General features: G+C 39.2%; 16 protein-coding genes. 13 read left to right on the top strand and 3 right to left on the bottom strand.

Going from position 1 to position 17,180, the window contains the following annotated elements; translation table 11 throughout:
* Window positions 1-843: 843 nt before the first annotated feature.
* The 9 genes from HZB59_13990 to HZB59_13950 all read left to right on the top strand — a co-directional run bounded on the left by HZB59_13990 (window position 844) and on the right by HZB59_13950 (window position 12,244).
* On the top strand, window positions 844-1,413 hold the full coding sequence (locus HZB59_13990) for a T9SS type A sorting domain-containing protein (GenBank protein ID MBI5022541.1): 570 nt from the start codon (window positions 844-846) through the stop codon (window positions 1,411-1,413).
* Window positions 1,414-1,633: 220 nt separating this feature from the next.
* Complete coding sequence (locus tag HZB59_13985) at window positions 1,634-2,383, top strand: methyltransferase domain-containing protein (protein MBI5022540.1); 750 nt, start codon at window positions 1,634-1,636, stop codon at window positions 2,381-2,383.
* 366 nt (window positions 2,384-2,749) lie between these two features.
* A complete protein-coding gene (mutS, locus tag HZB59_13980) occupies window positions 2,750-5,446 on the top strand; it encodes a DNA mismatch repair protein MutS (GenBank protein ID MBI5022539.1) in 2,697 nt (898 codons plus the stop codon).
* A 12-nt stretch (window positions 5,447-5,458) separates the two neighbouring features.
* A complete protein-coding gene (locus tag HZB59_13975) occupies window positions 5,459-6,250 on the top strand; it encodes an SDR family oxidoreductase (GenBank protein MBI5022538.1) in 792 nt (263 codons plus the stop codon).
* A 208-nt stretch (window positions 6,251-6,458) separates the two neighbouring features.
* Window positions 6,459-8,018: a M1 family metallopeptidase gene (locus HZB59_13970; protein MBI5022537.1), complete on the top strand. Its 1,560-nt coding sequence runs from the start codon at window positions 6,459-6,461 to the stop codon at window positions 8,016-8,018.
* 86 nt (window positions 8,019-8,104) lie between these two features.
* Window positions 8,105-8,797 carry a DUF1573 domain-containing protein gene (locus tag HZB59_13965; protein ID MBI5022536.1) on the top strand — a complete coding sequence of 231 codons (693 nt, stop codon included), beginning with the start codon at window positions 8,105-8,107 and terminating at the stop codon, window positions 8,795-8,797.
* Window positions 8,798-8,800: 3 nt separating this feature from the next.
* Entirely contained in the window at window positions 8,801-9,481 is a 681-nt protein-coding gene (locus HZB59_13960) for a DUF1573 domain-containing protein (protein ID MBI5022535.1), read from the top strand.
* A gap of 239 nt (window positions 9,482-9,720) precedes the next feature.
* Window positions 9,721-11,607, top strand: a complete 1,887-nt coding sequence (gene pepF / locus HZB59_13955; GenBank protein MBI5022534.1) for an oligoendopeptidase F — start codon at window positions 9,721-9,723, stop codon at window positions 11,605-11,607.
* A gap of 202 nt (window positions 11,608-11,809) precedes the next feature.
* On the top strand, window positions 11,810-12,244 hold the full coding sequence (locus HZB59_13950) for a hypothetical protein (protein ID MBI5022533.1): 435 nt from the start codon (window positions 11,810-11,812) through the stop codon (window positions 12,242-12,244).
* A gap of 187 nt (window positions 12,245-12,431) precedes the next feature.
* Here HZB59_13950 and HZB59_13945 read toward each other — a convergent pair whose 3' ends face one another.
* On the bottom strand, window positions 12,432-13,217 hold the full coding sequence (locus HZB59_13945) for a T9SS type A sorting domain-containing protein (GenBank protein ID MBI5022532.1): 786 nt from the start codon (window positions 13,215-13,217) through the stop codon (window positions 12,432-12,434).
* A gap of 250 nt (window positions 13,218-13,467) precedes the next feature.
* On the opposite strand from HZB59_13945, the gene HZB59_13940 reads away from it, so the two are divergent.
* Together HZB59_13940 and HZB59_13935 are read left to right on the top strand one after the other, a co-directional pair.
* Window positions 13,468-13,791 carry a heavy metal-binding domain-containing protein gene (locus tag HZB59_13940; GenBank protein ID MBI5022531.1) on the top strand — a complete coding sequence of 108 codons (324 nt, stop codon included), beginning with the start codon at window positions 13,468-13,470 and terminating at the stop codon, window positions 13,789-13,791.
* Between the two features lie 107 nt (window positions 13,792-13,898).
* Entirely contained in the window at window positions 13,899-15,071 is a 1,173-nt protein-coding gene (locus HZB59_13935) for a peptidase C1 (GenBank protein MBI5022530.1), read from the top strand.
* A gap of 42 nt (window positions 15,072-15,113) precedes the next feature.
* Here HZB59_13935 and HZB59_13930 read toward each other — a convergent pair whose 3' ends face one another.
* Window positions 15,114-15,629 (bottom strand): methylated-DNA--[protein]-cysteine S-methyltransferase, encoded by a 516-nt coding sequence (locus HZB59_13930; protein MBI5022529.1) that lies wholly within the window; start codon window positions 15,627-15,629, stop codon window positions 15,114-15,116.
* Entirely contained in the window at window positions 15,607-16,161 is a 555-nt protein-coding gene (locus tag HZB59_13925) for a methylphosphotriester-DNA--protein-cysteine methyltransferase family protein (GenBank protein MBI5022528.1), read from the bottom strand. The genes HZB59_13930 and HZB59_13925 overlap by 23 nt, the downstream gene beginning before the upstream one ends.
* A gap of 334 nt (window positions 16,162-16,495) precedes the next feature.
* On the opposite strand from HZB59_13925, the gene HZB59_13920 reads away from it, so the two are divergent.
* The gene (locus tag HZB59_13920) at window positions 16,496-16,759 is read left to right on the top strand and encodes a hypothetical protein (protein ID MBI5022527.1); all 264 of its coding nucleotides are present in this window, start codon (window positions 16,496-16,498) and stop codon (window positions 16,757-16,759) included.
* 45 nt (window positions 16,760-16,804) lie between these two features.
* On the top strand, window positions 16,805-17,083 hold the full coding sequence (locus HZB59_13915) for a hypothetical protein (GenBank protein MBI5022526.1): 279 nt from the start codon (window positions 16,805-16,807) through the stop codon (window positions 17,081-17,083).
* The last annotated feature ends 97 nt before the right edge of the window (window positions 17,084-17,180 follow it).

The following is a 17,180-nucleotide window of genomic DNA, read 5'->3' as shown; positions in this document are numbered from 1 at the left end:
TTCATTGGAGTTGGCGGATCGGTGTTTGCCGCATCGGACGCTCAAGATGGCGGTGTGCTTGTTTCCAATGACAACGGTGATACCTGGACAAAAGCCAATAATGGGATACCATACTGTTTGGCATATTGTTTTGTAGCGAACGGTCCGATACTATTTGTAGGGACTGGACCAGGTGGGGTATTTCTTTCGACTGATGTTAGTGCATCATGGATTCACTCCGGTGTTGAATGGAATTTTGTAACGCAATTTGCGAGTAAGCCAAATGGTCTGTTGTTTGCATTAACTACAGGAGCGGGGTATGGTCTCTACGCTACCCAAAATAAAGGTGACTATTGGAGTGCCAGGCCATTAGCTTCCGCATGGAACCCAATGTCGATTGCGATAAGTGGTGACGAAATTTTTGCCAGCTCCGGGCTTTATGGCGGGATGTTCCGTTCCATCGATGATGGAATGACCTGGACCGAGGCTGGTTTGCAGAGCAAATATGTTTTGAACATCACCGTGAAATCCTTTGGGCTCGGTGCGACTAAAATGTTTGCCGGTACAAATGGACAGGGAGCATTTCTTTCTGTAGATAATGGAACGAGTTGGAATCCGATCAACACGGGGCTAACCAGCAATCATGTTCGCACATTCCTCATAAGTGATTCAGGAATCTTCGCGGGAACCGGTGACGGGGTATTTCGTTCAACGAACGATGGAACAAGCTGGAACCAAAGTGGACTTGCAGGTAATGCCATCATAGGGCTTGCAACTGTTGGGACAGATCTCTATGCGTGGCCCTACGGGTACGTCCCGGCAGCATACCGATCCACCGACCAAGGTACCAGTTGGACAGAGGTGATGAACAATGGTATGCCGATGTACATCAGCGGCATTGTCGCTACGCCAAATGGTGGTGGTGGCAATAACATTATCGCGAGCACTTGGGGAAACGGTATTGTTTTGTCGACGGACAATGGTACAACGTGGACCAGGACCGACACCGGGCTTGCCACACAATTGTCCATGGCAATTACGCTGGTCGGATCAGATCTCTATGCCGGAAGCTGGGGACAGGGTGTGTGGCGCCGTCCCTTATCCGAAATAATTTCTTCCGTAGGAGAATCTAATTTAACCGTGCCTAAAAAATATTCTTTGGGACAGAATTACCCCAATCCGTTCAATCCGACAACAATAATTAAGTATGATGTCTCGAAGGCAGCACATCTAACACTCAAAGTATTTAATCTGCTTGGACAGGAAGTTGCAACGCTTGTAGATGATAATAAAAATGCAGGAACGTATGAAGTGCAGTTTAACGGATCGAAACTCACAAGCGGTGTGTACTTCTATCGTCTACAAGTTGGGAGTTCTTCGGTTAGCTCAGGACAAAACTTTGTTGAGACGAAGAAATTAATTTTGATGAAATAGGATATCAGCTTCACCTCTCAGCAACCAAAAGCTGGTTCATTACGAGTCGGCTTTTTTTATTTATCTTCCAGAGCAATGGTGACTATTGAATTGATTTTCTCTACATTTTTCATCATATTTTAATCAATCCGACTTAGGTGGAATCAATTGCTCATTTGCTTAGATACTCGATTAGCAAATTAGATATAAAGCTCAAAAATGTTATGATTAAGGTACAATAATGAATCGGAATATTTATTTTAAAAAAACAGAAAAACTCGTATCCAAAGCTCAAGAAGTGTATCAAGAAAAAGGAGTCGGTTACGCTATTTATTCCGGAATCAAAATGTTATTAAACTGGATTACAAATCCTTTAAGTTATCACTATGCAAAATTATTCAAGTCGTCAAAGACTTTTTTATTCCAAGGAATCAACTACAATTACTTCATTCATAAATACAACACTCCTTGGAAGAACGAAAGAGCAGTTGAAGTTCCAATCATTATGAAAAATGTAGATGAATCCAAAGGAAAAATAGTTCTAGAAATAGGCAATGTTCTTTCTCATTATTATTCTTTTACACACGATATTGTGGACAAATATGATGTAGCAAGCGGCGTGATCAATCAGGATGTGTGTGATTTTCAAACTGCTAAAAAGTATGATTTGATTATTAGTATTTCAACCTTAGAACATGTTGGTTGGGATGAAAATCCGCGCGATCCAAAGAAAATTCTTCATGCTATTGATAATTTAAAAAGTCTTCTTGCGCCGGGAGGTAAAATTATTGTTACCTTGCCTCTCGGATACAACCCGGAAATGGACAAGTTATTAAATGAATCAAAAATCAAATTTTCAAAAGTACACTTTCTGAAGAGGATTTCCAGAAATAATATTTGGATTGAAGCAAACTGGACGGATGTTAGCCATACTAGTTATGATTATTCTTTTATGACTGCCACTGGTTTAGTCGTTGGAATTATTGAGTAATTCATTTATAAGAGGGAAATTTATTCAATCTAAATTGTAAATCAGAAGATTTAATCATCACCAATAAGTAATCGGTTCGACACCGGTTAGAAGTGTAATACAGGCATGGCTTCTATCGAATCAAAGGAATTAATCCTCCTTCGTTAGCACTTCGGTTGATAAATTTTGATGAAATAGCATCAGTTTCAACTCACCACAGCATAAAGCCGATTCATCACGAGTCGGCTTTTTTATTTCTTATTTATCTTCCAGTACGATGGTAGCTATTGAATTGATTTTCTCTCCGTTTTTCACCATATTTTAAGAGATTTTTCTCAACTACTCAGTTACTAACATACTCAAATACTCAATTTGTCAACGCCTCTGATGAAACAATACGCTCAGGTGAAGGCGAAGTATCCCGATACGATACTCCTCTTCCGCATGGGCGATTTCTACGAAACCTTCGATGAAGACGCAAAAATTACATCGAAAGTTCTGGGGATTGTTTTAACAAAACGTTCTAACGGCGCTGCGGGTGAAACACCTCTCGCAGGTTTTCCTCATCATGCGCTCGAATCGTACATGCCTAAACTTTTACGAGCAGGGCACCGGGTTGCGATATGCGAGCAACTCGAAGATCCTAAATTTGCAAAAGGAATAGTGAAGCGCGATGTTATTGAAGTTGTTACTCCGGGAGTTGCATTCTCCGATAAAGTTTTGGAACAAAAACAAAATAACTATCTTCTCTCAATCACTCTTCCCTCTCCCCTTGCTACAGGTGAAGATTTCATCGGGATCGCATTTATCGATGTAACAACTGCCGAGTTTAGTGTCAGTGAATTCCCGTTGAAACAACTTCCCGAACAGATTGCCTCGCTTCAGCCCTCAGAAATTGTTGTTCAAAAAAGAGACCGGGAAGCAATCCAGCAAATTTTGAAAGATAGATATACCGGACTTCACTCTAAGTTGGATGATTGGATTTACAATTACGATTATGCTTACGAATTGTTGATCAATCATTTCAAAACGCAGACCTTAAAAGGATTTGGGATTGAACCAACACGGTCTGATATTTTGAATCATTCGGGTGGGGATATGAGATTGGGGATTATTGCCGCTGGTGCTGTGATGAATTATCTTCAGGAAACACAAAAAGCGAATCTCCTTCACCTGAAAAAAATCTCACCATACAATGTCAGCGAATATATAAATCTCGATCAATCTACAAAACGGAATCTTGAGATTAGCACATCGATTGAGGGACACACAGAAGGCACTCTCTTCTGGGTACTAGATCGAACACAAACACCAATGGGTGGACGTTTGCTGAAAAAATGGATCAACTTCCCGCTCCGAAAGATTGAACCGATCAATTCTCGATTGGAAGCGGTTGCTGAGTTAGTAGAAAAATCTGATGTGCGGAAAAAAGTCATGGCGACATTAGCCAACATCGGTGATCTTGAGCGGCTAATTGCAAAAATCTGCACCAACCGCGCTAATCCGAGAGAAGTTGTATCGCTAAAAATAATGCTCGCTCATATCTCACATCTCCTACTTGCCCTGAGCGAAGTCGAAGGGACGAATATCAAATCGATTAAGTCTCCTTCGCTATCGAAACTTCGAGGTGAATTACAACCTCTTCCAAATGTCATCAACCAAATTTCGAATGCTTTGGATGACGATCCCCCCCTTTCGCTCGTAGACGGCGGTGTTATCAAGAAGGGATACAATAAAGAGCTTGATGAAATCAGAGAATTGACATTGAGCGGCAAAACCTGGATTGCAAATCTCCAAAAAACAGAGCGTGAACGAACAGGTGTTTCTTCGCTGAAGATCGGCTTTAATAATGTGTTCGGGTATTACATCGAAGTAACACACACCCACAAAGATAAAATTCCACAAGATTATATACGCAAGCAAACATTGGCAAACGCCGAGCGATTCATTACGCCTGAGCTGAAAGAATATGAAGAAAAGATACTGAATGCCGAAGAAAAGATGCTTGCGCTTGAGACAAAACTCTTCAACGAATTGCGGATAATGGTTGCTGAACATGCCGAAGCAATCCAGCAGAACGCGCGACTGATCGCAACGCTCGATTGCTACACATCTCTGGCAGACTCTGCGGTTGAATATGGTTATGTGAAGCCCGAAATCAATGACGGAACAAAAATTGAAATTACAGATGGTCGCCACCCTGTTATCGAACGTCTTCTACCACCCGGTGAGCAATACACACCAAATGATACGATCATCGATAACGAGAACAATCAGGTAATGATCATCACCGGACCGAATATGAGCGGCAAGTCGAGTTACCTCCGTCAAGCCGGATTGATTGTACTGTTAGCTCAGATCGGAAGTTTCGTTCCGGCAAAAAAAGCTTCGATTGGAATCGTGGACAGGATTTACACTCGCGTTGGTGCAAGCGATAACATCGCATCCGGTGAAAGCACTTTCCTTGTAGAAATGCACGAAGCGGCGAACATTGTAAACACAGCAACACCGCGAAGTTTGATTTTGTTGGATGAAGTTGGGCGCGGCACAAGCACATTCGATGGCATCAGTATAGCATGGGCACTGACAGAGTATATTCATAACAGAATCGGAGCAAAGACGCTTTTTGCAACACACTATCACGAGTTGAACGAGCTTGCCGATCTTTTCCCGCGCATTAAAAACCTGAAGGTAGAAGTTCGCGAGTACGGTGATAAAGTAATTTTCCTGCATAAAGTTACACCCGGTTTTGCGGACCACTCTTACGGTATACAGGTCGCGCAGATGGCAGGATTGCCCGATGAAGTTACCAATCGAGCGAAGAAAATACTAAAAAATCTCGAAGGTACAGAATTAACCCTGCACGAAGAATCAATAACCAAAAGCCAACAGCCAAAAGCTAAGGGCTTAGAGCAAAGAGTTGGAGGTCGCATTGCACCATCGGAAGTACAACTTACACTTTTCGAGATGAAAGATGATAAACTGAGAGAGGAATTAAAGAAACTCGATCTCGAGAAGATGACACCGCTCGAAGCGATGCAGAAGTTGGTTGAGTTGAAGAAGAAAATTCAGGACGAAAAATAAACAGGATATTAAATGGACTTAAACCTCAAATCAAAAATCGCACTTGTTACTGCCGCAAGTCAAGGGTTGGGCAAAGCGGCGGCAACATCGCTTGCACAGGAAGGCGCAATCGTTGTAATCTGCTCGCGCAAGAAAAAAGCTATCGAGCAGACCGCGAAAGAAATACACAAACTCACGGACACCTATGTTGTACCATTTGTTGCGGATGTTTCTAAGTCAACTGACATTAAGAAGCTTATCTCGTTCATAAAGAAACAATTCGGTACAATCCATATACTTGTAAACAATGCAGGCGGTCCGCCAACGGGCGATATCCTCACTATGTCAGATGCAGAGTGGGAAAAAGGAGTTGATCTTACGCTTAAAAGCATGATCCGCCTGACTCGCGAAGTGTTGCCATCAATGATCGAACAAAATTGGGGAAGGATTATTACAATCACTTCCATCGCAGGTAAACAACCGATAAACGACCTTATCATCTCTTCCACACTGCGACCGGGAATTCACGGACTCACAAAGGTTCTCTCAAATAAATTCGCCAAGCACAACATTACGGTGAACACAGTTTGCCCCGGAAATACACTCACCAACCGTCAGAAAGAATTGATGGAAGCCCGGTCTGCCAAACAAAAGATTTCTGTAAAAAAATATTTAGCAGGAATTACAAAAGATATACCTGCGGGTCGGTTAGGCAAACCCGAGGAGATTGGCAATACGATCGCATTTCTTGCATCCGAGCAAGCCGCTTATATCAACGGTGTGAATCTGTTGGTTGATGGTGGAATGGCGAAGGGAATATTTTGAAGGATAAAGGATAAAGGATGAAGGATGAATTATCAGATATGAGATATGTGATGTGAGTTATGAATTGTAAAGTGTGGATTTCGGATTACAGATATTTTAATTTTTAAGTTTAACTTTTTAATTCAATATGAAATCTTCGATCACATTAGTAATATTAGTTTTAATATACATTTCGAACCTGTTCTGTGGTAATCTAAATGATCTGCGGATGAATCAATACGATGTTATCCATTATAATTTGAATCTCGCATTCGATTTGCAGAAAAAAACATTCGGAGGTAATGTTCAAATTGAAATTCGATCTAAAGGATTTCCGGATGAAATCGCACTCTCGGCATCAAACGCTACGCTAGTAATTGATTCTGTTATTGTTGGTAATAAGAAGAGTTCTTTCATTCATTCTGATGACACCATAAGTGTAAAACTTCCCTCCTTGCTTGACAAAGGAATGCATTCCACAATTTCAATATACTACAATGGTACATCAAATTTCACAGGAGCTTTTGAAGACGGTGGAGTTTATTTTGCATCGGAAACTCATGCAGGAACTTCGAGTGAGCCGAATTTTGCACGAAAATGGTTCCCATGCAAAGACATTCCATCAGATAAGGCAACTGCAAATATTTCTATAACAGTTCCTGAGAATTTAACAGCAGTCTCAACAGGTTTACTAAAAAATGTTGAACGGAAAAACGGATTCGCGGTATATCATTGGAAAACAAAATACCCGATAGCAACTTATTTAATGTCAGTGGCCATCGCTCCTTACAAGGAATTCTCCGAAATTTATAAATCGATAAACGGGTCAGAGATGAAAATCTTTTATTATATCTTTCCTGAAGATTCAATAAAAGCAAGGACCGATTTTATAAATACCACTAAAATTTTGTCGTTCTTCGAACAAACATTCGGCGAGTACCCGTTCATTGACGAAAAATTCGGCTTTGCTGAAGTAGAAGGCGAGATGACGATGGAAAACCAAACCATACCGAGCATTCAGCAAAACATGTTCACAGGTGACAGGCAATACGAGTTGACGCTCGCACACGAAACCGCGCATCAATGGTTCGGCAATATGATTACTCCATCAGATTGGAAGCATACCTGGTTGAATGAAGGTTTTGCAACTTACGCAGAAGCCCTTTATTTAGAACACCGTAAAGGGAAAGAAGCATATCAAAAATATTTGAACAGCATGATGTCGATACCCGAAGGAACATATATAAAACCAGTTGCAGGCAGAAGTGATACTGCTTTTTGGGATTCATTTTCTCCGAGTCAATATTACAAAGGTGCAATTATACTTCACATGCTTAGGGCGATGCTTGGTGATTCGATATTTTTCAAGTCGTTAAAATCGTATACGAATAATCAGGACTTCCAATATTCGAATGTGACAACAGAAGATTTTGTTACTGAATGTGAAAAATATGCCAACCAGGATTTAAAATGGTTTTTCGATCAATGGGTATACCTAACTCCCGATTCGATAGACAGACCTCTGATCGAATATCACTGGGAAACAACCAAGGATGAATCATCATTCAAAACCAACTTGATACTTGAACAAAAAAACATCGGGATCCCTCCCTACCGGTTGCCTCTTGATATTTTTATTAAGAGTGATAGTGGAGAAGCAAAATTCCATATAATCGATACCACAAAAGTGCAGAAATTTTCTTTTCGATCATCATTCAGTCCTGATCGGTTGATAATTGATCCTGATGGAAAGATCTTCGAAACGATTCATCGCCGACCACCAAATTAATAACTTTTAACTGCTATTACTTGAATATTAGTCATATCTTTGATATATTTTCTATACACATAAATTCAACTCTGGAGTTTTACTTTATGAAATTGAAATTAGCGCTGTTTTTCGCAGGAATATTGTTTACTTTATCAGCTACGATTGCTCAACCCAAAATTGCCGCCTTTCCCGGAACAGTTTTGGATTTAGAAGATTTATATAAAGGACAAAAGATAGAAAAGATCGTAACTATCAAAAATATTGGAACCGATACATTGCGTATCTCAAATGTTAAAGCGCAATGCGGTTGCACGGCAACTTTCATGACGGAAAAAAATATCGGTCCCAGCGATTCGGGCCAGTTGTCTATTATTTTCGATACTCAAACTCAAATTGGCAAAGTTTCGAAACAAGTGTATATAACATCGAACGATACTGCAACTCCTAAACTCACCATACAATTTTCCGCTAATGTAATAGAAATTTTAAAGTTGAGCCCTCCAACAATATTGTTCGACAACTGCTTAGTCGATTCAACTTATATTAAAACGATGATGATAAGCAACCCATCAAAGACACATGCGATCAAAATACTCTCGACCGACATTAAGTTCGACAATCTAAAAATTACACTAATGAAAAACTCTATTATGCCGGGTGAAGAAGTGCAGCTTCAGGCAGAATACGTCGCGAAGAAAGCCGGGACGTATAACGGTTTTATACAATTGGAAACCGATCATCCTCTTCAGAAAAAATTTGAAATAAAAACATTCGCTTGGATAAACAGGAACAGGTAACCGATGGTGCGTATATTAATTTTATTTTCCATATTTATTTCCTCGATTGCCGCTTTCGGTCAACCTAAATTTCAATTGGTGGGTCCAGAACGATTCGATATCGGAGATGTTCCAAATTATGTTCCGCATAAACAAACACTCACGATTAAAAATACGGGGAACGACACGTTGATTTTAAGCGATGTAGGTGCATCATGCGGTTGCACAGCCACACTCCTTTCCATAGATCGTATACCTCCGGGCGACAGCGGTATACTTACTTTCACATTTGATGCGAAAAGGTTTGATGGAAAAGTTGAGAAGAAAATTTCTATGAACACAAACGACGCAACCCACCGGCATGTAGAAATATTTTTCACAGCAAATGTCGTCAAGATACTCGAGATTCAACCGGAATATTTATTCTTCCGGACATCAATTGATTCTGCTGCCACACAAACATTAAAAATTCAGAACCTTTCTACAGAACCGATTTCGTTCACATCAATAATTCCAACAGGTAAAGATATATCAGTTGAATTTTCTCCAAAAGTAATTAAACCGGGTGAATCCGGTGATTTAGTTGCGAAATTTGCACCCATCAAAGCAGGAACTACTAACGGGAACATCGAAATTAAAACCACACATCCCGGAGCACCCTCTCTGACTGTTCGCTTTTTTTGCTGGGCTAAAGAAAAGAATTAGCTCTATAAAAAGCATTTTATCTCATTTGCTACGATAGAATGTTTCGCTTGAAAATATCGATGGAATGCGGATAATTGAAATCGCATGATTTATCATAATGGTCAACGTAGATAAATTATTCCAGATTACCTATAAACTACTAACCTTCAATCTTGTAACATTAGCATCTCCTCCATCTTTTTATGCTTCAATATTTTTCGTTATATTTTAGCTATTCATTATAAATTAAAGGATCACTTATGGAGTTAATTAAACCCGTAATATTTTTACTACTTTCTTCCACAATCTTAATCATATCAACTATGAATGGTCAAGAAAAGGATCGCGCAAAGATTCCCGATAAATTTAAATGGAACCTAACCGATATTTACGCTAATGATGCGGCATGGAAAACAGCGAAAGATCAGTTTGTTTCTGAATTATCTTCAATCGACCAATTTAAAGGAACATTAGATAAGTCACCGCAAAATCTGTTAAACTGTTTGGAAACTGTGAGTAAGCTATCAAAAGAGTTCAGCCGGTTATCGATATACGCCGGATTAGCTTCGGATGAAGACACACGAGATTCGAAGTACCTCGCGATGAGTCAGGAGATAAATCAAATCGGCTCTACATTCGGAGCGAAAGCCGCTTATATCGAGCCGGAAATATTGATGATAGACCGTGCGATAATTGAATCATTCATAAGTAAAGAAAATAAACTGGTAATATATAAGCATCAACTCGACGATGTACTGCGGAGAAAATCTCATACAGGTACGGTTGGTGAAGAAAAGATAATTGCAGACGCAGGATTGATGTCGGGGGCAGCACCAAGCGTTTATGGAATATTCTCAGATGCTGATTTCCCTTATGAGAATATCACGCTAAGCGACGGAAATTCGGTGAAACTTGATAAAGCTGGATTCAGTTTATACCGAACATTACCTGTTCGTGAAGACCGCAAAAAAGTTTTCGAAACATATATGGGAAAGCTGAACGATTTTCGGCGTACTTTCGGTACACAACTTTACGAGAAAGTTAAGAGTGATATGTTTTATATGCGCTCCAGAAATTACGAATCATGCTTGCAAAGTTCTCTCGATGCAAATAATATTCCCGTTAAAGTTTATCACGCATTGATTGATAACGTTAATGCAAATCTACCAACATTTCACAGGTATTTAAAACTCCGTAAACGGATGATGGGTTTAGACGAACTTCACTACTACGATCTTTATGCCCCGCTGGTCCCGGGTGTGGATCTAAAATATTCGGTAGAAGAATCAGAGAAAAATATTGTATCGGCGCTCCAACCTCTGGGAAAACAGTATGTCGATGTTATTAAGAAGGCATTTACGGACCGATGGATTGATTTTTATCCCTCAGATGGAAAAAGAGCGGGCGCGTATTCGAACGGCGGCGTGTATGATGTGCATCCCTATATGCTTTTGAATTACAATAACAAATATGATGATATGAGCACTCTGGCTCATGAACTGGGCCATACAATGCAAAGCTATCTCTCTAATACTAATCAACCCTACCCAACTTCACAATATCCAATATTTACGGCAGAAGTCGCCTCTACATTCAATGAAGCGTTACTGATCGATTACATCCTCAAGCAAATAAAAGATGACAAAGTAAAACTATCGATACTCGGTAACTATCTTGAAGGAATTAAAGGCACTCTCTTCCGCCAAACTCAATTTGCAGAATTTGAATTACGCATTCATGAGATGGCTGAAAAGGGTGAGTCTTTAACCGGTGACCGCCTGAACGAAATTTATATTGAATTGACAAAAAAATATTACGGACACGATAAAGGTGTTTGCGTGGTAGATGACGAAATAAAAGCCGAATGGGCAAATATCTTGCACTTCTTCTACTATTCTTATTACGTTTATCAGTATGCAACATCATACACTGCTTCGGCAGCTTTATCCGAGAAAGTAATATCCGGAGATAAGGAAGCAACAGAAAAATATTTGGCATTCCTATCTGCCGGCGGTTCGGATTATCCGATTGAACTACTTAAATATGCGGGTGTTGATCTGACTACAACTGAACCGTTTGAACTATCAATGAAAAAGATGAACCGGGTTATTGATGAGATGGAAATAATTCTCGATCGCATGAAATAATAAATTAATATCACACAATAAATATGCAGAAGGCAAGTCACGAGTGACTTGCCTTTTTTTATTTGTAAGTATGTAGCCATATTTTTCAACTACGATTTTGAAACATTTGAAAAATATCATCGTAATATATCTGTAGGGATTATGATTACCGCAGAGCGTCCCAAATATAAAATTAAGTCTTACATATTATCTTGGAGTTTATATGAAAAAATTTTATATGATCATACTGCTGCTCTCATTGGTTGGTTTAACGGGAAATCTGAATGCCTTAGATCTTAGGAACTTATCAGCCAAACATCTTGAAAACCAACTTACAAAAATCGAAGCAAATCTCATTTCCGCCTTAAAAAGCAATAATTCAGGAATGCAAACCTCGGCGGCAATTGTACTAAAACAGATAAAACAAATCGTTCCTGAATATGAATTCTCCCAAACGATTATTCCATTGATGGGAATTGTGAAAAGCGAACAGTGCTGTTCTACCACACGTGTAACTGCAGCACTTGCACTTCATGCACTAAAGTCAGAAAGAGGCGATTTTGCTATAAAAAGGACTGCCCGCTTCACCGAAGATGAGCGGCTTAAACAAATCTGCTCGTATCTCGCCTGGGATAGGGAAAAAGAAAATACCCCTTAAGCATTATCGGAGTTCTCGAAAACGTAAATCGATAAGGACAGGCGAACAACCTGTCCTTTTTTATGCCATAGATACTTATGGGCCTGTACCTGTAGATACATCGCAAGAAAGCCGCAAAAATATTTTATTAAACAAAAAAGCTCCGACAACTGCCGGAGCTTTTAAGGAGTTAGTGTATGAAACTAATTTATCTTGTCAAAATCATTTTTTTGGTTTCGGTGTAATTTCCGACCGTTAAACGGTAAAAATAGATACCGCTCGCAACATAGCTTGCGTCCCACTCAACGGTGTAATCACCAGGTTGCTGTAATTCGCTGACAAGTCTCTTGATTTCATGTCCATCAATGTCATATACCTTCAATTCAACAGGTTTGGATTGTGAAATGAAATATTGTATCCGGGTTATCGGATTAAATGGATTAGGAAAATTTTGAGACAACGAAAATCCTGCCGGTAGCAAGTTTCCGTCCGATACATTGGTTGGGAGTAAAACCACCAGATTCTTATTCGGCATCCAATTCCAACTGTTAAATCCTCCCCCTTTGGCAGTAGCATAAATTGTATCGGTACCTGAAGAAGCAGGAGCTGTGTATAGAAATTGATATGTCGAAGGTACCGCAACTCTTTGTTTATGCACCAAATCACCACTTAACCGTTTCAGAAATGATGAAACACTATCAAGCCGTCCGCGTGATGTAGCAATGTTTATTCCGCCAGTCGTTCCTGTACCGCCGGTTACGTTAATCGTGTAGGAATACGCTTGGCCTGCGACCACGGTATCCGGACCAGTTATTGTAACGACAACACTTGGAGAAGCTGAAGAACCATGACAGCTTCCGCATCCTGATGCGGTTATTTTTAAAGTACGGGAAGCAATTCCCGTTGGATAGGCAGATAAGGCTACCGGAATAAACATAATAACGCTCAAAACAACAAACGCCAGCGTATTTCCACGATATCGAGACAATTTCATACTATTTCTTTCTTTCGATTAATAATAAGTTTCATAAACGATGCCATTTTAATTATAAACAGTTTAAGCCTCTTAAATGTTCCACCAAATCATGATTAATTGAATATTTTTTTAAATTCCCTCCGTCTGCTTAATAGCTTGCAAGACAACAACTTAGCTTCTGTGTAATAAAAAACAAATTGCATCTTTTACATTCATCGACTATATTAAGATATTGTAATTTCGACAGACATATTTTAGGAGAGTAATGATGCTTATTACAACCACACCAAATATCGAAGGAAAAAGGATAGTTAAATATTTAGGATTGGTTACCGGAGAAGCTATTTTGGGAGCGAATATTTTTAAAGATTTCTTTGCGGGAATCCGTGATATTGTCGGAGGCCGCTCCGCTGCTTACGAAGAAGAATTAAGAAAAGCTAAAGAGATTGCCTTGACAGAGATGAAACAACAGGCAATGGAACTTGGTGCTAACGCGGTTATCGGAGTTGATCTCGATTACGAAACTGTGGGGCAGACCGGTGGTATGCTGATGGTAAGCGCCAGTGGAACCGCAATCTATTACTCCGAATGAGTTTACTTAAAAAAATATCTGTGTCAAATCAAATATATTTTTAAAGGATACCAATCATGTGTACATTTATGAATTATTCATTAGTCATTCTTGCAACATTTGTTTTTATGAATGTTACAATTTCTCAGATTGATAGAAAAGATAAAGCTCTCTTTATCGATTCGAAAAACGAATTTTGGGATTCAGTGAAATCAACTATTGATAAGTTTAATAAAAAAGATGACACTCCAAAGAAAACATTCAAACTAGATTTTAGCTCAATTAAAGGACCAGCATCGAGTAATGAATTTACTCAATACTGGCACTTCCCCCCGATCTCTCAAGCTTCAACAAATACTTGCTGGTGTTTCTCAACCACATCTTTTTTTGAATCAGAGATTTATCGTTTGACAAAACGAAAAGTAAAACTTTCAGAAATGTTTACCGTTTATTTCGAATATATTGAAAAAACCCGGCGGTTTGTGAAGGAAAAGGGAAACTCGGCTTTTGCAGAAGGATCCGAATCGAATGCAGTTTCCAGAATGTGGAAAATGTACGGCGTAGTACCGGAAGAAGCATACACAGGAATGAAACCGGGACAAATATTCCATGACCACAGTAAATTGTATAACGAATTAAATGCATATCTACAATCCGTTAAAGCTTCCAATAACTGGAACGAAGATGCGGTTATCTCCACTGTGAAATATATTATGAATTCATACATCGGCGAACCACCGACTAAGATAACTGTTGATGGCAAGCAAATGACCCCAAAAGAATATTTTGAAAAAGTTGTAAAACTAAATGTTGATGACTATATAGAATTAATGTCGTTAATGGATAAACCTTATTACGAATTTGTTGAATACGAAGTCCCCGATAACTGGTGGCACAGCAAAGATTATTACAATGTACCGTTAGATGTTTATATGTCATCACTTAAAAAAGCTATTCGCGATGGTTATTCAGTTTGCATTGGCGGAGATGTCTCTGAGCCGGGTATTGATGGTCATGCGGGAATGGCGGTTGTTCCGAGCTTTGACATACCATCATCAGCCATAGATGAAAACGCACGGCAAATGCGATTCAGCAACGGTACAACGGGTGATGATCATGGGATTCATCTTGTAGGTTTCAAAGAAATGGATGGAAAAGATTGGTACTTGATAAAAGATTCCGGATCAGGTTCACGTAATAATAACCATCCCGGTTATTATTTTTATCACGAAGATTTCGTAAAACTCAAGATGCTTGGATTCATGGTTCACAAAGATGCTGTTAAAGGATTGGTGAAGTAAAATTGTATCAAGATGGAGTACATCTTTTAGGTGTGCTCCATCTTATTTGATATTTTCACTTTCTAAATCTAACAAAAACTTCTTCCTCCACAATTTGCCACCATATCCTCTGAGATTTCCATTCGCTTCAATGACGCGATGACAAGGAATTATGATCGGCAAATAATTTGCACCATTTGCTCTACCAACAGCACGTGCTGCACCCGGCTTCCCGAGTGACTTGGCAATTTGACCATACGATCTGGTTTCACCGTAAGGGATTTTCATAAGCTCAAGCCAATCCAAAATTTCAAATTTTGTCCCTTGCAAGTCGAGTTTTAATGAGAATTTCTTCCGCTTACCATTGAAATACTCATTCACCTGAGATTCCATTTTATCAATGAATTTATTTGTCCCTTCAACCATTTTTATTTTGTGGCGTTTTTCTACTAGTGTCTTTATCCGTTTAACTCCTCCTCTATCGAGAAATTCATATATACAGCAACCCTTTGATGTTGCACCTGCAATAAATTTCCCGATTGGTGAATCTACAATTTTATAAACTATTTTTTCTTCCATTTGATTTCCCCGGTGTATAACCATATTGTTTGATAAATGCATCACGAAAACCGCTTGCTGATTCAAAGCCACATTCGTATGCTGTGGTTAAATAATTATTTCCCTTTTCAATTAGTGTTCTGGCATGTTCCAGGCGAAGTTTTCGGTGGAACGCCATCGGCGTTGTTTCCATGTAAGCTTTAAAATATCGTCTGATTGTTGAAATATCGATTTTTGCTATTCTTGCCAAATCATCTTCTGTTATCTTGCGTGTAATTTCAGTCTTCATGAGATCAAGGGCTTTATTCCACCAGCATGGCTGAACATCCGGGAAGAATTCCGATCGGCATCTTTTACATCCACGGAACCCTTTGGCAACTGCTTCTTTCCTCGTTCTCAAAAAAACAACATTTTTAAGCATAGGCGTTTTGGCTTTACATGATGGAATGCAATAAATTCCGGTTGTTTTCACGCAAACATAAAACTTACCGTCATAAGCTGCATCATCGGTCAGCATAGCCGCCACCATCTTATCGTATGTTATTTTTTCCATAACAAAAGATACAATAATTGTCGGATAAATTCTACCGATTTTCGTGCGACTAATTTATTCGATTTGAGCATTAGTTTTATTTTCCTGATATTGGTAAAGCAATCTTCAAAAACGGTTATATTAATGATAAAAAAGAAGATATCTAAAATTAAACCGCAACTTCCTCTCTATTGTGATTTCGCGTGTGAGCATTCAGCTTTCGCGCCTGAAGATTCCACCGGGGCATGTCGGCGCGAGCAGGCAGTGTATTGCAAATTGGTAGGGAAATTTAATAATAAGAATGCGAAATGTTTAGTCAGCAATAATACAACATTTAAACAAGGAGTAAAATAGTATGAGTAATTTATTTATTGCATTGGCGATAGTCTGTGCTCTCTGGGGAGTTGCTTCCTCTATTGTGATTGTATCATATCTCTCTAATCATGGAGTAAAAATCAATTGGATTTTGTTGAGATTGTTTTTGCCAAAGTACGTTGGACAATACCGTAAACTCAAGATTGAAGAAACGGGGGAACCCGGTTACTTGTATAATTCGTTCGTTGCATCAATGATTTCATCGTTAGTGCTGGCAATTATTGGATTGTTATTGAGGATTTAATTTTTTATATCAGTTGTTAAACAACATACTAATAATGAGTTCACAATGACAAATGGAGCAGTAATAGCAGCAGTAATAGCGGAAGCAGAAGCAATTAAAGCATCCGGGGCAATCGTGCGAATAGCGGAAAAAGATTTTCAATCAATAGTTACAAAAAGCGAGAAACCCTTGGTGCTTGTTTCTGAATTTACTTTCTTCGGAAAACATTACAAATATCTCACCGGCTACAAAGGATTTGTATTCTACACAAAATCCAGAACCCCGCTCGACTTTGGCAGTAACGTTGAATTGATGACTGCAAAAAGTATCTGGATACCGAGTTAGCATTGGATTTTTATGAGGCCATGGTTTAGTGAGTGTGAAAATGTTGTTGACTGAACTGTGCCCTTCCCCCTTTTCTTTTAAAAGAGAGTGGGATTGA

This window comes from Ignavibacteriales bacterium (assembly GCA_016214905.1).
GTDB lineage: Bacteria > Bacteroidota > Ignavibacteria > UBA10030 > SZUA-254 > PNNN01.
Note: the sequence above shows the minus strand (reverse complement) of the source record. Positions and strands in the feature narration are given on the sequence as shown.